The following is an 18303-nucleotide window of genomic DNA, read 5'->3' as shown; positions in this document are numbered from 1 at the left end:
TTTCTGTACGATCCGCTTCCGGCGCATTCTGTTTCAGCATGGCCTTGCCTGGCCAAAGGAGGACAGAATCGGACAAAATGAAAAATGATGATAAGATGACAGAGAACAATAAGACAGGCGCAGGTAGGGGAGAGGAGTACAGCCCGGATGCCTGCAGAGAGGCAGAGCAGTATCTGGACGGGATCCCGAAATTCTCCAGAGAAAAGCACAGCCTTGATGATATACGCGCTATGATGAAAGCTATGGGGCTTTCTCTCGACAAAATCCGGCTGATCCATGTGGCCGGGACAAACGGAAAGGGCTCAGTCTGCGCCTTCCTCTCCTCCATCCTGAGAGAGGCGGGAGAGCATACGGCGGTATTCACCTCGCCCCACCTGGTCAGTGTCAGAGAACGGTTCTGCTTTGACGGGGAGCAGGCAGGGGAGAAGGAGTTTCTGCAGGCCTTTTACAGGGTGAGGGAAGGTCTCTGCAGGCTTCAGAGTCTGGGGCTTACCCATCCAACCTATTTTGAATTCCTGTTCCTGATGTTTGCGGCTATGATGCAGAGCAGGAAAGGATTTACGGCTGTGGTGGAAACAGGCCTTGGAGGGCGCCTGGATGCTACGAATGCGGTGGACAGGCCCACTCTCTGCGTGCTCACCTCCATAAGCCTTGACCACATGGAATATCTGGGGAATACGGTGGAGCTGATCGCAGGGGAGAAGGCAGGAATTATAAAGCCTGGCGTGCCGGTTGTCTACGACAGTACCGATCCTGCGGCAGCGGCGGTGATCCGGGACAGGGCAAGGGAGCTGAAAAGCCCGGCTAGGGCCGTGGGCACAGACAGCTTTTCTGAGTCTGTCTTAAAAGACGGGCATCTGTTTATCAGGAAAAACGGAGAGGAGCCCCTGGAAATTCCCTTCGCCGCCCAGTACCAGGCGGTTAACGCAATGCTGGCAGTGCAGGCGGCAGAAATTCTCGGCATTCCCGAAAGGGCTGTCCGCGAGGGGCTTCAGAAAACCGTGTGGCCCGGACGGATGGAGGAGATTATGCCCGGGGTATATCTGGACGGAGCTCACAATGAGGGAGGAATCCGCGCCTTTGCCCGTGCGGCTGCGTCGCTTTCCGGAAAGAGGAAAATTCTTCTTTTTGCCGTCTCGTCTGACAAGGAGTACAGGGAGATGGCCGAGATACTCCTGAGGGAGTTTGCCCCGGATGTGCTGATTCTGACTCAGATCGCCTATGGACGCGGACTTGACATCCACAGGCTGGAGGAGGCTTCCAGGGAAGCCATGGCAAAGGCCGGCGGCCATGGGCCCAGGCTGTTTGTCAGGCCGTCTGCAGAAGAGGCGCTTTTGACAGCCCTTGATGAGAAGGGGGAGGAGGACACCGTATTCTGTGCCGGCTCCCTGTATCTGATCGGGGAAATGAAAGATGTGATAAGGAGGAACCATTATGGCGAAAGATAGAGAGACCATGATTGATTTCGATGAGGAAATCAGCCGCTTTCAGCCGAGCCTTGAGGTGGAGGACATCGGGGAGGCGATTGTAAAGAGCGATCTGACAGATATGTCAGATATTGTGATGGAAGTACTTAAACAGGTGAAAGAGCGGTAAGAAGCATGGATCAGTTAAAGAAAATCCGCCTGGCTGCCAACGGTTTTTACAATGTGGGGCTGGAGCGGGCCAAAATACGTGACCTTACGGGGGCCGCAGAGGCCTTAAAAAAATGTCTGATGTTAAATAAGTACCATATTGATGCCAGGAATCTTCTGGGACTCATTTACTATGAGATGGGCGAGGTATCAGACGCTCTGGTGCAGTGGGTCATCAGCATGAATTTCAAGGAGCAGGACAACAGGGCCGACTATTATCTGGATCAGATTCAGAGAAAGCCGGAGCGCCTGGATGTGGTGAGCCAGAATGTAAAACGGTATAACCAGGCTCTTCTTCAGGCGCAGGCCGGAGACGACGATCTGGCTGTGCTGCAGCTCACAAAGGTGGTGGAGGTCAATCCGAACTTTATAAAAGCTCATCTGCTCCTGGCGGTGCTCTACATGAGCAGAGGAACGTACACAAAAGCGGGAAAATCCCTGATGAGGGTTTTAAAGATTGACAAAAACAACCCTAAGGCCTCCTGGTACATGTCCATTGTGAAGGCCAGGACGGGAAGGGCGGATGTGGAGCGCAGAAAGCTGAAAAATGCATTTTCCCACAAAAAGATGCAGGATGACGATGTAATTATCCCGCCGTCCTACAAGGAAAATACGGGCTGGCAGTCGATTCTGAATATTGTGGCCGGCCTTGCCCTGGGTGCCATGGTTATCTTTTTCCTCGTCATGCCTACCAGGATTAAGGCTCTGAACAATGAGCACAATCAGGAAATCCTGCGCTATGAGGAGAAGCTGAACCAGCGCAATGAGGAGATCGACAGCTTAAACGGCCAGATGGCCCAGGCGCAGAGCGACAAGGAGACAGCAGAGCAGAAGCTGGATGAGGCCTTAAACAGCAACGACAGCCAGGTAAATCAGTATGCGATTCTCGTAAAGATGCTTCAGGCCTACCGGAACAATGACCTGACGGGAGCCGTTACCCTGTATCCGGGCTTTAACCCGTATATCTTTACGGACGAGGAGGTGCTGGCTATCGCCAATGGAATCAAGCAGGACATTGAGACCAACGGCTATCAGACCCTGGAGGATCTGGCCTACACCATGTGGTCAGCCGGAAGGATGGACGATGCGCTGAACTATTACAACACCTGTCTGACTATCCGGCCGGACAATCCGAACGTGCTGTTCAACATGGGAATGATTTACCGTTCCAAGCAGGATTTTGCAAAGGCAGTAGAGCTTTTCACCCAGGTGAGCACCCAGTACGGAGATTCTGAGTACGCAGAAAAAGCCAGAAACCAGCTGACAGAGCTGGCGCCGTATGTTCAGTCTGCCGCAGGGCAGCAGCCGGCGGCAGGGGAGACCCAGGCTGCCGGGGAAAGCGAAGCACAGACAGCGGCTGAATAAGCGGCTGAATAGTCTGGACTGTCTCCTGGGAGAGGGGCAGATACCCACAGATAATCGGAAATTAAGACACTGTAAGAGAAACTGTTTCTTTTGCAGTGTCTTTTTTTATATAACAGGAACCTTTGTTCCCTGTTATATAAAAAAGCTCCGCGAGGATCGCACTGCGGCGCAAAAGCAGGAGAGATTTCTGAGATCCTGGTGAATAAATGAAGGAAAAAAGGGCATACTGGATCCGGGAGGGAGGCTGCTGATGCGTCAATGATGGGTCAATCGGCCGGGCGGGAAACGAAGAGAGATATGAAGAGAGATATGAAGAGAGATACGTCAGAACAGGAAAGAAAACAGAAAGGGGAGAACAAGGTGGGACAGGCTTTTACATACGAGGCAGCAGGGCAGACGCTGGTGATCCATCTGCCAAGGGAGATCGATCACCATAACTGCACAATTTTGAAAAACGAGACGGATCTGCTGCTGGCAGAAAATTATATTACGCGGCTGGTTTTTGATTTTACCAGGACGGAGTTTATGGACAGCTCCGGAATCGGGGTTCTTCTGGGACGCTACAAGCAGATGAAGGGGAGCGCCGGGACGGTGGCCTACTATGGAGCCGGAAGGCAGGTAAAGAGAATTCTCGCCATAGGAGGAATTGCGGGGATTGTGAAGGGATATGATACGAAGGAGGCAGCCATGGAAGGGCGCCCGGAAAGGAGAGAGCCATGCAGAAAGTAATGGAAGAAAAGAGGAGAGAGCCTGAGTGGATGAAAATGGAGATTGAGAGCCGTTCGGAAAACGAGGAGTTTGCCAGGGTGGCAGTGGCAGTGTTTTTAAGCCGTCTGGATCCGACCGTGGAGGAGATGGACGATATAAAGACGGCTGTTTCCGAGGCTGTCACCAATGCAGTGATACACGGGTACCAGGGAGGAGAAGGAACGATCTACATAGAAACAGGGATTGCCGGACAGGAAGCTACCGTCATCGTGCGGGATTTGGGAGTGGGAATTCCGGACATAGAGAAGGCCATGGAGCCCATGTACACTACAGACCTTTCAGGAGAACGCTCCGGCATGGGCTTTTCCTTTATGGAGGCTTTTATGGATGAGGTGAAGGTGGAATCGGAGCCTGGCAAGGGAACCACTGTAACATTAAAAAAGACAGTCGGCAGGTGAGGCTATGGAGGGGACAGGAAAGGCAGACGGAACCATCCGTCTGATTATGCTGGCTCACGGTGGGGATAAAGCAGCCAGAGATCGGCTGGTAGAAGAGAATATGGGGCTGGTCTGGAGCATAGTGCGGAGGTTCGCCGGCAGAGGATGTGAGACGGAGGATCTCTTTCAGATTGGAAGCATCGGCCTTATCAAGGCTATCGATAAATTTGACACCTCCTACGATGTGCGGTTTTCCACCTATGCGGTGCCCATGATTGCCGGGGAGATAAGGCGTTTCCTGAGAGATGACGGAATGATCAAGGTGAGCCGCTCTGTAAAGGAGATGGGGATCAAGGTGAGTGCTGCCAGGGAAAAGCTGGCAGGAACCTTGGGACGGGAACCGACGCTGGAGGAGATTGCCGGAAGCGTGGGGGCAAGCCGCGAGGAGGTGGCAGCGTCGCTGGAGGCAGGCGCCCAGGTGGAATCACTTTACGCCCCGGCAGGCGGGGATGACACAAATCTGTCCCTCCTGGACCGGCTTTCCCAGGAGAGCCGGGAAAACGAAGAGGTGCTGGACCGGATGGTATTAAAAAAACTGCTGGGCTCCCTGGGAGAGAAGGAGAGGGAACTGATTGTGCGGCGGTATTTTTACGGGCAGACCCAGACAAAAATCGCCGGACAGATGGGCATTTCCCAGGTGCAGGTGTCAAGGATGGAAAAGAGAATACTGAAAAAAATGAGAGAGGAATTTGGGCTGGACTGACTATCCGGCCCTTTTTCATATAACAGGAAACTTCGTTCCCTGTTATATGAAAACGCTCCGCGGGGATCGCACTGGATTCTTTCTTATTGGGGAGCTGCCGTTTTTTTGTTCATCCGTTTCAGGCAGAACAAAAGCCCCGTCAGTCTCAAAAAGAAAGTTTGAATAAAAAAATGGCTTTGCCTCCATACTAACGGTTAAAGAAACTGAAATCATACAAAAAGGAAGTGGGAATATGAATTTTATTAAAGGAAAGGCCGGGGCTGTCCTGGCATTGATTTGCCTGGTACTGATCCTGGGTGTGATTTGGTTCTGCCTGTTTGATATGAATTACCAGTCGCAGATGCATGGCACCTTCGTGGAGGCCGGACAGACAGACAGGGAGATGGGCGCCTGATGGGACAGAATGTATTTATCTGCCTGAGCCAGATCACCCAGGTTCACAAAAAGGACGTATTTCTCGATGACATTGCCGGCGTATACTGCAGCGACGAGGCCACATTAAACAGAGTGAAGGCGCTGAAGATCCGGACCATAAAGTCCCATGAGGCCCGCCGCTATATGGGGAATGTGCTGGATGTCATAAAAAAGATTGAGGAGTTAGATCCCTCCCTCTCCGTGTCCAGCGTGGGAGAAACGGATTTTATCATATCCTATGTGCCTCCGAAGGCGCCTGTCTATGCATGGGAATGGACAAAAACGGGAGCGGCCTGTCTGATCTGCTTTTTCGGAGCCATGTTCGCCATCATGACCTTTAACAATGACGCCAGCGTTACAGATGTGTTTCGTGAGGTCTATACGCTGGTGATGGGAAGACAGCCGGAGGGAGTGACGGTTCTGGAGCTGTCCTACTCCCTGGGGCTTGCCCTTGGAATCACTGTGTTTTTCAATCACTTTGCGAAAAAGAAGATCAACACAGATCCCACGCCTCTTGAGGTAGAGATGCGGCTCTATGAGGACAATGTAAACAAAACCCTGATACAGAATGACAGCAGAAAGGAGTCGCGAAATGACGTTACTTAAGCAGCTTTTTCTGGCCTTTGCAGGGATTACGGCAGGCGGAGTCATAGCGGCCGGAATCTTCGCCTTTCTGGCAATCATAGGGGTATTTCCGAGAGTAATAGATAAGACAAAGACAAGGCGCCACATTATGCTCTATGAAACACTTCTGATCCTGGGAGGCTCCATCGGAAACGCCCTGGATCTGCTGGAATTTCCCATTCCCATCGGGAGCATTCCGGCAGCCGGCCATGTTCTGGGGCTTACCCTTCTTGGACTTGCCGGGCTGAGCTTCGGCGCTTTCATCGGCTGCCTGGTCATGTCCCTGGCGGAAACGGTGAAGGCGGTTCCCGTTCTGAACCGGCGTCTCCGGCTGTCAGTGGGAATCCAGTACATGACACTGTCCATCGCACTGGGCAAGATGACAGGTTCCCTGCTCTACTTTTACAAGGGCTTCGGAGGCGGAGGCTCCTAAAATGACGGCGGAATAAAAGAAAGAGGAATCAGAGAAAGGCGGAAAAATGGAAATAGATAAGAAGGAATATGGAAAATATGTAAAAGAGATAACTCCGACCCACAGTCTTCCCCTCAATATGGTCAGAGCTTTCCTGGTAGGAGGGGCAATCTGCACAGCCGGTCAGCTTCTGACCAATCTGTTTATGGGGAGAGGAATGGATCAGGAAACAGCCTCTGCCTGGACACTTCTAAGCCTCATCGGCGCCAGTGTCCTCCTGACAGGCCTGAATATCTATCCAAAACTTGTCAAATTCGCCGGAGCCGGGGCGCTGGTCCCCATTACCGGCTTTGCCAATTCAGTGGCCGCTCCGGCAATCGAATATAAGGCAGAAGGTCAGGTGTTTGGAATTGGATGCAAGATCTTTACAATCGCAGGCCCTGTGATTCTGTATGGGATATTTGTATCGTGGCTTTTAGGCATGGCCTACTGGCTCGGGACACTGGCAGGACTCCTGTAAAAGAATCAAAAGCCTCGCTGCCGATGATTACTCGTCCCTATGGAAACGGCTGCTTCGCAGCCGCGCCCGGCCTGCAGAGCGGACAGCCCTCGTGAGTGGGGGACTGGTCCGCTTTCTTCTATATTTTTATCTATTGAATCAGGAAGCATATCTGCTGAAGATGCATCAGGGAAAAGACTTTTGCGGGGCAGATGCATCTTTTCTTAATAGTCTTGATATGAAATATTCTAAAAACAAATTTCAAGTCATAGATATATCAGAATAAAGTGCAAACAAAATATGAACAGCAGCATTATATGAATAATTCAAAATTTTTGTCACGTTTGACATAAATATATTGTCAATAAATGGCAAATATTGTCAATAAAATGATAATATCTAAAAGAAACAAAGGATAAATAAATTGACTGCATGTAATATCTTGCTATTTATTAGTTGTATTTTTTAATTTATAGACAAAATACAAAAAATAACATAAAATATGCTTTTATTAAAAGTAAAAGTAAAATAGGAGGAGGTAAATGTATGAAAATTAATCCCAAATATGTGTCCTTTTACTACCAGGGGATGGAAGAAGTGCCTGATATGGAACTCGACAAGAAAAAAACGGCGCTTCTCGTGATCGACATGCAGAAGGAGTTTGTTAACAGGGATTGCGGGGATTATCTGAAAGCGAAGGAGGCGGGAGATGAGGAGCGCTGGATTCCCTACCACGATCGGCTGGATCAGGTAGTGGTGCCAAATATCCGGCGCCTGATTGACTATTTCAGGGAAAATGACATGGAGGTTACATACGGCAGAATTGCCTGCCTGAAAGAAAACGGAAGAGACCGCTCCAGGGTACAGAGCACCTACGGCTGGAATAATATCTATCTTCCAATTAATTCGAGAGAGGCAGAGATGGTGGATGAGCTGGCCCCTCTGCCGGATGAGATCGTGGTGAATAAAACTACGGACAGTGTTTCTCTGGGAACGAACTATACGCAGCTTCTGCACAATATGGGGATTGATACAGTTGTTGTCACAGGTATTGTGACGGATCAGTGCGTGGCTTCCAGCGTTCGCGTTCTGGCAGATCAGGGATTTCAGATTATCTGCGTGGAGGACTGCTGTGCAGCGCCTGATATGGAGCTGCATGACATGGAGCTGAAAATCATGAACATTCTTTACTGCAATGTACTGAGTACAGATGAGACGCTGGAGGTATTGAAAACAGCGAAGTAGAAGAGCAGCAGCTTAAAAGCTGCTGCAGGAAGGCCGAAGGGCCGAGGCACGGGAAATCCGGGGGGAGATGCCTATGAAAGAAAAATTAAAAAAAGAATTGAGCCTTTCACAGATTATAGCGATGGCGGCCGGGGGAATGATTGCCGCCTGGATGGTAGAAATTAAGTACTGGTTTGAAATATCAGGCACGGGGGCAGTATTTTCTCTTCTGACATGCTGTATTCTGGTACTTCCGCTGTGCTTGATTTATTCAGAGATGACGAGTATGCTGCCCTATGCAGGCGGAGAAAATGTGTGGATCTCCAATGCATTTGGATGGAATGTGGGATGGTTTTCCTGCTGGGCGCTGGTGCTTTTATACATTGTGGCAATGCCCTCCGTGGCATTCGGAATTTCCAGCATGCTGTCCTATCTGTTTCCGGTAACCTTTATCCAGATTAAGATCATCGCAGCCTCGATCATAGTCATATGGTTTTTGCTTACAAATCTGGAAATTAAGTTTCTGGCCAAAATACAGAATATTTTGTTTTGGAGCACTCTGGCTATTTCCATCTGTGCGTCATTCATCTTCATTTTCAGCGATCAGTGGAGCTTCGATAATCTCAGACCATGGTTTCCGTCCGGGTTTACGGGGTATACGATGGGCGTAGGACTTCTGATTATGAAGTTTCAGGGATTTGATATGATTCCTCAGCTTGTGGAGGAGTCGAAAATTCCGAAGAAAAAGCTGCTGATTGCGTTCATATCCAGTATGTTCCTGACCTTCCTGATCTATGGACTGGCCATTATCGCAGTGGGCGGAATTGTCACAGATGAGTGGATGCAGCAGACCGATATCGTCGATCCGAGAGTGGCCGATATGCTGGGAATGCACTGGCTGGGGCTTGTGATTGTGGTGATGGGAATCGGTACCTGTATTACAACCCTGTCGGGATTCTGGCTCAGCGCCTCCAGAACTCTCTATGGAGGGGCGAAGCAGGGACAGTTTTCAAAGACCTTTGCTTCCATTAACCGCTATGGACAGCCATGGAAGGCCAATATCGTAATCGGAATTCTTTCTCTTTACTTTACTGTGTTCGCACCGGAAGCGTGGATCAATTACATTTTCACGATAACAGGGCTTTCTGCCGGAATTATTTATTTCGGTGTATCTGTATCTTTCTTAAAACTCAGAAAGACAAAGCCCCACTGGGAGCGTCCGTATAAGGTAAAGCACGGAAAAGTTCTCGGGTGTATTTCCGTAGTCTTTACAATCTGGGTCATTTACACCTGCGCGAAAAGCATGGATCTGGGCGGCTGGATGGCTGTGGGACTTTACTTTGCTCTGGGGGTTCCATTTATGCTGTATGCAAAGCATATGCAGAAAAAGAAACCTGACGAGTGGAAGCAGATTATTCTGTCACCGGATCAGGTGCGAGAGGAGGAGTAAAGCAGGCAGAAGGTTTGACAATTTCACATAGGATGCAGCTGTTGGGGGAACTATGATAGAGGAGATAATAGATGACAGGGGTATTCCTGCATGGTTCCCCGACGGCAGCAGATAATGCCGGGATGATGCAAAAGACACGAGAGGACAGAAAACAGACAGAAAACAGCATAAAGGACTTGATAAGATTATGTACTCAGTGATTGTAGTAGACGGCGATACAGAGACGGTTGAGCTTTTGAAAACCGGGGTGGAGTGGAACCGCCTGGGGTGCAGGCTGGCCGGAACGGTCCTCAGTATAAAAGAGGGCCTTTTTCTTGTGCAGACAGAAAAACCGGATCTTGTCATTACTGACATGAGGATCGGCAGAGAAAAAGAGAATGATTTCCTCAGGATTCTCTATGAAAGACAGCAGGAAAAGCGGCCGCTCGTTATTATTTTAAGCGCCTGCCGGGATTTTGAGGAGGCCTGCCGGGCCATCCGGTATGAGGCAGCGCTCTATCTGACAAAGCCGCCCAGGATGGATGAACTGGAGGAGGGAATCCTCTGGGTTCTGGACCGGCTGGAAATAAAGAGGCGGCAGATAGTCCGTCTGGCACAGGAAAAACAGGAACGAAGAGACGGCAGGGAAGAAATTATGCGTTCTGAATCAGGCGGGCTGACAAAGCAGAAGAGACTGTCTGGAAACAGCAGCCTGCCGGAGCGGACAGGAGCTGAAAATCAGGGCGAACGGCCTGAAACAGATGACAGAGGCAAAGAGCCGGGGACAAAGCGGGCAGAGAGAAAGGATGCCAGGGCTGTCTCCGATCGCACGCTTTCTGAGCTTCAGCGCATCCGCTCGGGCATGCAGAATTACTCTCCCTTTATCAGAGAGGCGCTCCGGTTCATTGACAGCCATCTGGAACAGGAGCTCTCCCTCACAGTACTGTGTGAGGAACTCTCCCTGTCACATTCCTACTTCAGCAAGAAATTTAAGCGCGAAACAGGGACAGGATACGTAACCTATGTGACAATGGCGAAGATGGAGAGGGCGAGAACGCTGATGGAAGATCCGAGAAACAGGGCCAATGAGATTGCCAAACAGCTTGGATATTACGATTATTCCTATTTTTTTCAGAATTTCAGAAGATATTTCGGCTGCTCTCCGAGGGAATTCAAAAGTCATGGGAGAATTCCGGAATAGAATCTGGAATCGAATCAGGAATAAAAGTGAAGGCCGCTCTCTGTTCCCGGGACGTATGCTCATAAAAGCTGCGGCTTCAGGCGCTGCGGCCGTATCCTGATGCAGAATATAATTCTGCCCTCTGGGGAGAATAAGAAAAGCAGGAAATATCCTGCCAGAATGACTGATACGGAGGGCAATATGCAGAAGGGAAAAGCAAGTATTATATTTGACAGGGCCCCGTACATCTTTTCTGCCGCTTCCATTGTGGGACAGAAGGAGGGAGAGGGACCTCTGGGAAGCTGCTTTGATCAGATAGAGGCAGATCCCATGTTCGGCCAGAAAAACTGGGAGGCGGCGGAGAGCGAACTGCAGCGCAGGACGGCGCTCCTTAATCTGGAAAAGGGAGGATACAGGCGGGAAGACGTAAGGTACCTGTTTGCAGGGGATCTGCTGGGACAGAGTGTGGCTACTTCATTCGGGGTGATGGAGCTGGAAATTCCGCTGTTTGGCCTGTATGGAGCCTGCTCCACCATGGGAGAGGCGCTGGGTCTGGCGGCTATGACAGTCAGCGGAGGATTTGCAGACAGCGCCATGGCTTTGGCATCCAGCCATTTTGCCAGCGCGGAACGCCAATTCCGTTTTCCGCTTGCCTATGGGAACCAGAGGCCGTTTTCAACCACCTGGACAGTGACAGGATGCGGCTGTGCCCTGGTTGGAAGCGGGGAATGGGGGAAAGCGCAGAAAAAAACAGCTCCCAAAGCGAAGATTGCCGGGTTTACTCCCGGAAAAATCGTGGACATGCAGATTCACGACTCCATGAATATGGGAGCAGCCATGGCCATGGCTGCCGTGGACACGATTCTCAGAAATTTCAGGGATCTTCAGGTGGATCAGAGCTACTACGATAAGATAATCACAGGAGATCTGGGGATTGTGGGGCAGAAAATTGTGTTTGAATTCATGGAGCGGGCCGGATATGATGTCAGAGGCATTCACATGGACTGCGGCATGAAGATTTTCGACGCGTCCACCCAGGACACCCACTCCGGAGGAAGCGGCTGCGGCTGCGCTGCCGTAACGCTGTGCTCCTATATCCTGCCTAAAATTCAGGATGGAACCTGGAAGAGGGTGCTGTTTCTGCCGACAGGGGCTCTGCTGTCCCAGATCAGTTTTAACGAGGGGCAGAGCGTGCCGGGAATCTCCCATGGAGTGATTTTGGAGCATGTGGAAAGCGCAAGCTGCGGGGCAGAAGAAAATGCAGCAAAGAGAAGACCTTCAGGAAGGGGATATGAAAAGGGCGGAAAGGAGAGATAAAAGTTGGAATATTTGCGCGCATTTATAGTCGGCGGACTGATCTGTACCGCCGCTCAGATTCTGATGGAAAAGACAAAGATGCTGCCGGGAAGGATTATGGTACTCCTGGTGGTGACCGGGGCGGTTCTCGGCTGTCTCGGAATCTACGGCCCCTTTGCCGACTGGGCCGGAGCAGGCGCATCGGTGCCCCTTCTGGGCTTTGGAAATACGCTCTGGAAGGGAGTGCTTGAGGGCTTCGGAGAGGAAGGAGTTCTCGGGATCTTCAAAGGAGGTTTCACTGCTTCGGCAGCAGGAATCGCCGGAGCGCTGGTGTTCGGCTACCTTGCGGCACTGATCTTTAAGCCTAAAATGAAAGAGTAGATAGAAGGCCTGTGCACAGACCAGAGAAGGTGTCAGCAAACAGTACGAAATATATTTAAAGCTGATGAAAAAGAATAGAACGAAAAAACAGCGGATGCGCCTTCACGCTATCCGCTGTTTTTTATATAACAGGAAACTTCGTTCCCTGTTATATAAAAAAGCTCCGCGAGGATCGCACTGGGTTGGAAAAGAAAATGTCGCTTTCGCGACCCGCCGCAGGCGGAGAATCCTGCGAAGCAGGATCCTTTTTTATTACCCTTTTTACTCTGCGGCATCCTGCACTCTGCCATAAGTTTTTTTAATCAGCCTCATCGTAAGCCGATGGGATGATTTTTCCCTAATTGGGTGCTGCCGGCACGATGGGGATATCGCTTCCGTCCGGTGACGAGCTGTTTCCGGAGCTTGGGATATACCCGGGTCCGAAGGGAACGTCTGTTCCGTTTCCGCCGGACGGATCGATAATGGTTGATGAACCAGTGTGAACGGTACAGGGACCTGGCATAGCGTATTTGGAATCGTCTGTGTAGCCTTCGTCAGGGACAGACATGAATGTTTTTGACACAATCTGATCTGCAGGGCAGTATGCGGTAGGAGTTCCGCCGGATACGCCGCAGACAGACACTCTCACATGGTGATCACAGGTTTCAGTCGGAGCCGTACCCTTGGCGAAATACTCCGTATAGACAGCGCTGCCTCTCGGATCGGAGCTGCATACGCCTGCAATGGGGAGCTTGCCTGATTTCCTGCATACCTCCACCTGCTCTACGCTGTCAGGCACCTTAAAACCGGGATCAGAGAGCCCCTCGTGTATGCGCGTCATAATCTTGCGCCAGATAACCTTGTGGTAGGAGGTGCCTCCCGTAATGCTTCCATTGTTGTCAAAGCCTGTCCAGATTCCTGCTGTATAGTAAGGTGTAAAGCCCACAAACCAAAGGTCGTTGTTTCCCGTAGTCGTGCCGCTCTTTCCGGAGGTAGACATGCCGGGAATGGCTGCTGCGGCGCTGGTGGTGCTGGGCTGTGAGCCAGGCGTAGCGTAGAGACTCTGGCTTACAACAGAGTCAGCCATGGCGTCTGTCACAAGGAAGGCTGTGGAATCCTTGATCACCTGCCTCTTTTCCGGCTCATTGTCAATGAGAACCTTGCCGTTGTGGTCGAGAATCTTCGTAAAGAAGACAGGCTCTGTGTAAATGCCCTCATTGGCGATGGTTGCAAAGGCATTTGTCAGTTCCAGGTTCGTCACGCCCACGGTCAGTCCGCCCAGAGCCAGGGAGGGGGTAATGTCCTCTGACACGAGGGTGGTGATTCCCAGCTTTTCCGCATATTCCACGCCCAGCTGGGGGGTCACAGTGTCTACCAGGCACTTCAGGGCCAGGATATTCATGGAATAGGCGATTCCTTCACGGATATTGTGGTAGCCCATGTAGCCGCGGTTGGCGTACCAGTTCCGGAAGGTCTTGGTGCCGATGGAGTAGGGCGCGTCATAGTATACGCTGGCCAGCGTCGCGCCGCAGGTGTCCACAGCCGGCAGGAAGGATGTGATGACCTTGAAGGCGGAGCCTGGCTGCCGCTTGACATTCGTTGCCCTGTTCAGGGTACGGTTGGCTGTCTTTTCTCCCCGGCCTCCGCTGATGGCCTTTACATATCCGGTGGACTGCTCAATCAGGACAAAGGAAGCCTGTGGCTGGAGAGTGACTGTGAGGGATTCTCCGATGACCTTGTCATCCTCCTTCAGAAGCCATGACTTATACTGGTCAACTGCCTCCTGGGCCTCTGCCTCGCTTTTAAACAGCCCCGTATACCCGCTCTGTCCTAAGGTATCCATATAATAATTCTTTACGTGCCCCTCTGAAAAGTGTTCCGTTGTACCGTCCCCGTGGGTCACGGAAAGCCTGTATTCGATGGAGTACTGAGCCAGAGCATAGTTTTCCGGATTGCTGATCTCCTCATCTACAATGGCCTGCATACGGGGATCCTGAGGCGTGTAGATGCTGAGTCCGCCGCTGAACAGCAGATTGCTGGCCTGGGTATCCGTGTAGCCCAGCTCCTCCTTCAGGGCCTCTGTCACCTGATCAATAAGCTCGTCTGTGTAGTAGGAGTAGGGGGTATCGTTCTCCTTTGCAGCCAGATCTACATTCTGGATGCGGGAGTACACATCGTCTGCCAGAGCCTCCTCCTGTTCCTCCTTCGTGATATATCCCTGATTGTACATCTCCTGAAGAATCGTGGACCGCCGCTGCGCATTGTCCTCAGCTCCGGTAATTGGACTCAGGCGGGAGGGATTTTTCGTGATGGCAGCGATGACTGCGCACTCAGAGAGCGTCAGGTCTGAAACGTCCTTGTTAAAATACCGGAGAGCCGCGGCTTTGACGCCCAGGGTATTGCTTCCCAGGTTAATGGTATTCAGGTAATTCGTGATGATGATCTTCCTGTCCACGTTTTTCGTGAGCTGAAGGGCCAGATACTGCTCCTGGATTTTTCGCTCAATCCTTGCGCCGGTACTGGTTTCCATACCGCCGCCGAACACAGTGTTTTTGATGAGCTGCTGGGTCAGAGTGCTGGCTCCGCCCTGGTAATTGTTTGTCAGCACACCGACGGCCGCCCTTGTGATAGAGCGAAGGTCAATACCGCTGTGCTGCCAGAAGCGGGAGTCCTCGATTGCTACGAAAGCGTTGATCAGATCCTCTGGAAATTCATCATAGGTAGCTTCAATACGGTTGGCATTCGTTCCTACCAGAGTGTCCACGACATTGCCCTCAGAGTCGTAAATGGTTGAGAAAAAACCGCTGGGGGCAAAGCTCTCAGCATTGAAATCGGGCGCGGTATCAATAATGCCCTTGAACATTCCGATTCCTGCGCTGAAGCCGGTCACGAAGACAAACAGGCACAGCACGAGAAACACCTTGAAAAAGGAGAGGAAGAGCCGATTAGCGTACTTCTTCTTTCGGGAGCCGGCGGCCATAATCTGCCGTCTGGTCTCTTTTCTGCCATAATTCATAGAAAGCCTCCTTCAGTCTACCATTATATCAAAAGTTTTCTGATAAATAAATACCGGAATTTTTACGATATTGTGAACACTGAAAAAGCAGGTTGCAATCTTTCCAATTTAATAATATACTCAAAAAAATATGAAAGAATCAGTTCCCGGGGAGAAAACAGCCATGAAAAAAAATTATAAAATTCTGTATAAAGAAGGGGAGGGCACAATCGTTGAAAAAAAATCGCGCTTTATTGCCACTGTCCGCCCTGTTGAATCCGAGGAGGAAGCCCTTGCCTTTATTGCCGAGATGAGAAAGAAATACTGGGATGCCACCCATAACTGCACCGCCTTTGTCATTGGGGAAAACCATGAACTGATGCGGTGCAATGACGACGGGGAGCCGTCCCAGACGGCGGGAAGGCCCATGCTGGACGTGCTTCTGGGGGAGGACGTCCACAACTGCTGTGCCGTGGTGACCAGGTATTTCGGCGGAACTCTTCTGGGGACGGGAGGCCTGGTGAGGGCCTACTCAGGCGCAGTCAAGGAGGGGCTTAAAAACAGTGTGATCGTGGAGAAGCGTCTGGCGGAGAAGCTGACCGTCCAGACGGACTACACGGGCCTCGGCAAAATCCAGTACATTCTGGGGGAGGAGAATATCACGGTTCTCGACAGCGAGTATACGGATCAGGTAGTTTTGACTCTGCTGGTGCCGGTGGACGCGGTGGAGCCGCTTATGGCAAAGCTCACGGAGGGGACAAACGGCAGATGCGTTATAGAGAGGGCGGAAAAGCTCTATTACGGCCTGCTCGGAAAAGAGATTGTTTTTTTCTAGGACAGACGCAGACGTCCCCGGGCCGGGCAAAGCCGGTCCTTTGGAGAAAAACTGTAACTTTCCGCCATTTTTCCCCCAAATAACCTTGAACTTGTGCAAGGATAATGTTAAAATAACAAATTGTGTAAATTCAAGCTGAGAGAAGCGGCAGAAGAGGCCGCAGCCCGGAATAGGCGTAAAGCCGCGGAAGCGCCGGGCGTTACAGAAAGAGAGAGATAAATAATTATGAAGACAAAGCGTGAAGATGTCAGAAATATTGCGATTATTGCCCACGTAGACCATGGCAAGACAACTCTGGTCGATCAGCTCCTGCGCCAGAGCGGGGTGTTCAGGGCTAACCAGGAGGTAGTGGATCGCGTTATGGACTCTAACGATATTGAGAGGGAGAGGGGAATTACCATCCTCTCCAAAAATACGGCAGTATTTTACAAGGGAGTCAAGATCAACATTATCGACACACCAGGCCACGCTGATTTCGGCGGCGAGGTGGAGCGCGTGCTCAAGATGGTGAATGGAGTTGTCCTGGTAGTAGATGCCTATGAGGGAGCCATGCCCCAGACGAAGTTCGTGCTGAGGAAGGCGCTGGATCTGGACCTTCCGGTAATCGTCTGCCTGAACAAAATTGACCGCCCTGAGGCAAGGCCGGACGATGTGATCGATGAAATTCTGGAGCTTTTCATGGATCTGGATGCCTCCGACGAGCAGCTGGACTGCCCGTTTCTGTATGCTTCTGCCAGGGCAGGCTTTGCAAAGAAGAACATGGATGATCCTGAGGTGGATATGACGCCTCTGTTTGAGACCATCCTTGACTATATCCCGGCTCCCGAGGGAGATCCGGATGCGGAGACTCAGGTGCTTATCAGTACCATTGACTACAATGAGTATGTAGGGCGTATCGGAGTCGGAAAAATTGACAACGGCTCTCTTAAGGTAAACCAGGAGTGCGTCATTGTAAACCACCACGAGCCCGACAAATTCCGCAGGGTAAAGATCGGAAAGCTCTATGAATTTGACGGATTAAACAAGGTAGAGGTGGCTGAGGCGCAGATCGGCTCCATCGTGGCCATTTCGGGAATCTCGGACATCCATATCGGAGATACGCTCTGCTCTCCGGAAAAGCCGGAGGCCATTCCGTTCCAGAAGATCTCCGAGCCGACTATCTCCATGGATTTCATGGTCAATGACAGCCCGCTTGCAGGACTGGAGGGAAAATATGTGACATCCCGCCATCTGAGGGAGAGACTGTTCAGGGAGCTCAACACAGACGTAAGCCTCAGGGTGGAGGAGACGGATTCTCCGGACTGCTTTAAGGTGTCCGGCCGCGGCGAGCTGCACCTGTCTGTCCTTATTGAAAATATGAGGAGAGAGGGCTTTGAGTTTGCCGTCAGCAAGGCGGAGGTGCTTTACCACTACGATGAGAGAAACAGAAAGTTAGAGCCTATGGAGATTGCCTACGTCGATGTGCCGGAGGAGTTTACGGGAGCGGTTATTCAGAAGCTCACCAGCAGAAAGGGAGAGCTCCAGGGCATGAGCCCCATCGGAGGCGGTTATACAAGGCTGGAATTCTCCATCCCTTCCCGGGGTCTGATTGGCTACAGAGGAGAATTTTTGACAGATACGAAGGGAAATGGTATACTTAATACAAGCTTTGACGGCTATGGCCCGTTTAAGGGAGAGCTGTCATACAGAAAACAGGGTTCTCTCATTGCCTTCGAGGCAGGTGAGTCTATTACCTATGGACTGTTCAATGCACAGGAGAGAGGAACCCTGTTTATCGGACCTGGTGTAAAGGTTTACTCCGGCATGATTGTAGGACAGAGTGCAAAGCCGGAGGACATCGAACTCAATGTCTGCAAAACAAAAAAACTTACGAATACCCGTTCATCCAGCTCCGATGAGGCGTTAAGACTGACACCGCCTAAGGAGATGAGCCTGGAGCAGTGCCTGGATTTCATTGACACCGACGAACTTCTTGAGGTGACTCCCACAAGCCTCAGAATTCGTAAGAAGATCCTGGATCCGACCCTCAGAAAGAGGGCTATGATCAGCAGAAAAGAGGCAGAGAAGAACAGAGGTTAATTTCGTACAGGCTTACACAAAAGATAAAACAAAAGATACTTGATGCAGA

18 protein-coding genes are annotated in these 18303 nt (G+C 51.0%); 17 read left to right on the top strand and 1 reads right to left on the bottom strand.

Annotated elements, in window-relative coordinates; all coding sequences use genetic code 11:
- Positions 1-77: 77 nt before the first annotated feature.
- From LK436_RS12620 to spoVAE, 15 genes are all read left to right on the top strand, one after another.
- The gene (locus LK436_RS12620; protein WP_147594805.1) at positions 78-1448 is read left to right on the top strand and encodes a bifunctional folylpolyglutamate synthase/dihydrofolate synthase; all 1371 of its coding nucleotides are present in this window, start codon (positions 78-80) and stop codon (positions 1446-1448) included.
- Positions 1435-1596, top strand: coding sequence for a hypothetical protein (locus tag LK436_RS12615; RefSeq protein WP_008396171.1), 162 nt, complete (start codon positions 1435-1437; stop codon positions 1594-1596). The genes LK436_RS12620 and LK436_RS12615 overlap by 14 nt, the downstream gene beginning before the upstream one ends.
- A 5-nt stretch (positions 1597-1601) precedes the next feature.
- Positions 1602-2999 carry a tetratricopeptide repeat protein gene (locus tag LK436_RS12610; protein WP_008396170.1) on the top strand — a complete coding sequence of 466 codons (1398 nt, stop codon included), beginning with the start codon at positions 1602-1604 and terminating at the stop codon, positions 2997-2999.
- Between the two features lie 258 nt (positions 3000-3257).
- Positions 3258-3728, top strand: a complete 471-nt coding sequence (locus tag LK436_RS12605; RefSeq protein ID WP_008396168.1) for an STAS domain-containing protein — start codon at positions 3258-3260, stop codon at positions 3726-3728.
- Positions 3716-4165 (top strand): anti-sigma F factor, encoded by a 450-nt coding sequence (spoIIAB, locus tag LK436_RS12600; protein WP_008396167.1) that lies wholly within the window; start codon positions 3716-3718, stop codon positions 4163-4165. Before LK436_RS12605 ends, spoIIAB begins: the two co-directional genes overlap by 13 nt.
- Before the next feature lie 4 nt (positions 4166-4169).
- Positions 4170-4907, top strand: a complete 738-nt coding sequence (locus LK436_RS12595) for a SigB/SigF/SigG family RNA polymerase sigma factor (protein ID WP_008396166.1) — start codon at positions 4170-4172, stop codon at positions 4905-4907.
- Between the two features lie 232 nt (positions 4908-5139).
- The gene (locus LK436_RS12590; RefSeq protein WP_008396164.1) at positions 5140-5301 is read left to right on the top strand and encodes a hypothetical protein; all 162 of its coding nucleotides are present in this window, start codon (positions 5140-5142) and stop codon (positions 5299-5301) included.
- Positions 5301-5927: a stage V sporulation protein AA gene (locus tag LK436_RS12585; protein ID WP_008396162.1), complete on the top strand. Its 627-nt coding sequence runs from the start codon at positions 5301-5303 to the stop codon at positions 5925-5927. The genes LK436_RS12590 and LK436_RS12585 overlap by 1 nt, the downstream gene beginning before the upstream one ends.
- Positions 5914-6378: a stage V sporulation protein AB gene (locus LK436_RS12580; protein ID WP_008396161.1), complete on the top strand. Its 465-nt coding sequence runs from the start codon at positions 5914-5916 to the stop codon at positions 6376-6378. Before LK436_RS12585 ends, LK436_RS12580 begins: the two co-directional genes overlap by 14 nt.
- 46 nt (positions 6379-6424) lie before the next feature.
- Positions 6425-6877, top strand: coding sequence for a SpoVA/SpoVAEb family sporulation membrane protein (locus tag LK436_RS12575; RefSeq protein ID WP_008396160.1), 453 nt, complete (start codon positions 6425-6427; stop codon positions 6875-6877).
- Positions 6878-7402: 525 nt separating this feature from the next.
- A complete protein-coding gene (locus LK436_RS12570) occupies positions 7403-8101 on the top strand; it encodes a cysteine hydrolase family protein (protein WP_008396158.1) in 699 nt (232 codons plus the stop codon).
- Positions 8102-8174: 73 nt separating this feature from the next.
- Entirely contained in the window at positions 8175-9530 is a 1356-nt protein-coding gene (locus LK436_RS12565; protein ID WP_015573888.1) for an APC family permease, read from the top strand.
- 187 nt (positions 9531-9717) lie between these two features.
- On the top strand, positions 9718-10710 hold the full coding sequence (locus tag LK436_RS12560) for a DNA-binding response regulator (protein WP_008396154.1): 993 nt from the start codon (positions 9718-9720) through the stop codon (positions 10708-10710).
- 99 nt (positions 10711-10809) lie between these two features.
- On the top strand, positions 10810-12006 hold the full coding sequence (locus tag LK436_RS12555) for a stage V sporulation protein AD (RefSeq protein WP_008396151.1): 1197 nt from the start codon (positions 10810-10812) through the stop codon (positions 12004-12006).
- Positions 12007-12009: 3 nt separating this feature from the next.
- Positions 12010-12366, top strand: coding sequence for a stage V sporulation protein AE (gene spoVAE, locus LK436_RS12550; RefSeq protein ID WP_008396150.1), 357 nt, complete (start codon positions 12010-12012; stop codon positions 12364-12366).
- Between the two features lie 337 nt (positions 12367-12703).
- Here spoVAE and LK436_RS12545 read toward each other — a convergent pair whose 3' ends face one another.
- Positions 12704-15361: a transglycosylase domain-containing protein gene (locus LK436_RS12545; protein WP_008396147.1), complete on the bottom strand. Its 2658-nt coding sequence runs from the start codon at positions 15359-15361 to the stop codon at positions 12704-12706.
- Positions 15362-15524: 163 nt separating this feature from the next.
- On the opposite strand from LK436_RS12545, the gene LK436_RS12540 reads away from it, so the two are divergent.
- A complete protein-coding gene (locus LK436_RS12540; protein WP_044930687.1) occupies positions 15525-16175 on the top strand; it encodes a YigZ family protein in 651 nt (216 codons plus the stop codon).
- Positions 16176-16400: 225 nt separating this feature from the next.
- Complete coding sequence (gene typA / locus LK436_RS12535) at positions 16401-18254, top strand: translational GTPase TypA (protein WP_008396145.1); 1854 nt, start codon at positions 16401-16403, stop codon at positions 18252-18254.
- Positions 18255-18303: the final 49 nt, after the last annotated feature.

Source organism: Clostridium sp. M62/1 (assembly GCF_020736365.1).
Classification (GTDB): Bacteria; Bacillota; Clostridia; order Lachnospirales; family Lachnospiraceae; genus Otoolea; species Otoolea saccharolyticum_A.
The sequence above is the reverse complement of the archived record's forward strand: the minus strand, read 5'-3'. Positions and strand labels throughout refer to the sequence as shown.

Bases quoted from the DNA above. Each gene is read 5' to 3' on its own strand.
- LK436_RS12620 (WP_147594805.1), top strand. From the start codon at position 78: ATGAAAAATGATGATAAGATGACAGAGAACAATAAGACAGGCGCAGGT.
- LK436_RS12615 (WP_008396171.1), top strand. From the start codon at position 1,435: ATGGCGAAAGATAGAGAGACCATGATTGATTTCGATGAGGAAATCAGC.
- LK436_RS12610 (WP_008396170.1), top strand. From the start codon at position 1,602: ATGGATCAGTTAAAGAAAATCCGCCTGGCTGCCAACGGTTTTTACAAT.
- LK436_RS12605 (WP_008396168.1), top strand. From the start codon at position 3,258: ATGATGGGTCAATCGGCCGGGCGGGAAACGAAGAGAGATATGAAGAGA.
- spoIIAB (WP_008396167.1), top strand. From the start codon at position 3,716: ATGCAGAAAGTAATGGAAGAAAAGAGGAGAGAGCCTGAGTGGATGAAA.
- LK436_RS12595 (WP_008396166.1), top strand. From the start codon at position 4,170: ATGGAGGGGACAGGAAAGGCAGACGGAACCATCCGTCTGATTATGCTG.
- LK436_RS12590 (WP_008396164.1), top strand. From the start codon at position 5,140: ATGAATTTTATTAAAGGAAAGGCCGGGGCTGTCCTGGCATTGATTTGC.
- LK436_RS12585 (WP_008396162.1), top strand. From the start codon at position 5,301: ATGGGACAGAATGTATTTATCTGCCTGAGCCAGATCACCCAGGTTCAC.
- LK436_RS12580 (WP_008396161.1), top strand. From the start codon at position 5,914: ATGACGTTACTTAAGCAGCTTTTTCTGGCCTTTGCAGGGATTACGGCA.
- LK436_RS12575 (WP_008396160.1), top strand. From the start codon at position 6,425: ATGGAAATAGATAAGAAGGAATATGGAAAATATGTAAAAGAGATAACT.
- LK436_RS12570 (WP_008396158.1), top strand. From the start codon at position 7,403: ATGAAAATTAATCCCAAATATGTGTCCTTTTACTACCAGGGGATGGAA.
- LK436_RS12565 (WP_015573888.1), top strand. From the start codon at position 8,175: ATGAAAGAAAAATTAAAAAAAGAATTGAGCCTTTCACAGATTATAGCG.
- LK436_RS12560 (WP_008396154.1), top strand. From the start codon at position 9,718: ATGTACTCAGTGATTGTAGTAGACGGCGATACAGAGACGGTTGAGCTT.
- LK436_RS12555 (WP_008396151.1), top strand. From the start codon at position 10,810: ATGCAGAATATAATTCTGCCCTCTGGGGAGAATAAGAAAAGCAGGAAA.
- LK436_RS12545 (WP_008396147.1), bottom strand. From the start codon at position 15,361: ATGAATTATGGCAGAAAAGAGACCAGACGGCAGATTATGGCCGCCGGC.
- LK436_RS12540 (WP_044930687.1), top strand. From the start codon at position 15,525: ATGAAAAAAAATTATAAAATTCTGTATAAAGAAGGGGAGGGCACAATC.
- typA (WP_008396145.1), top strand. From the start codon at position 16,401: ATGAAGACAAAGCGTGAAGATGTCAGAAATATTGCGATTATTGCCCAC.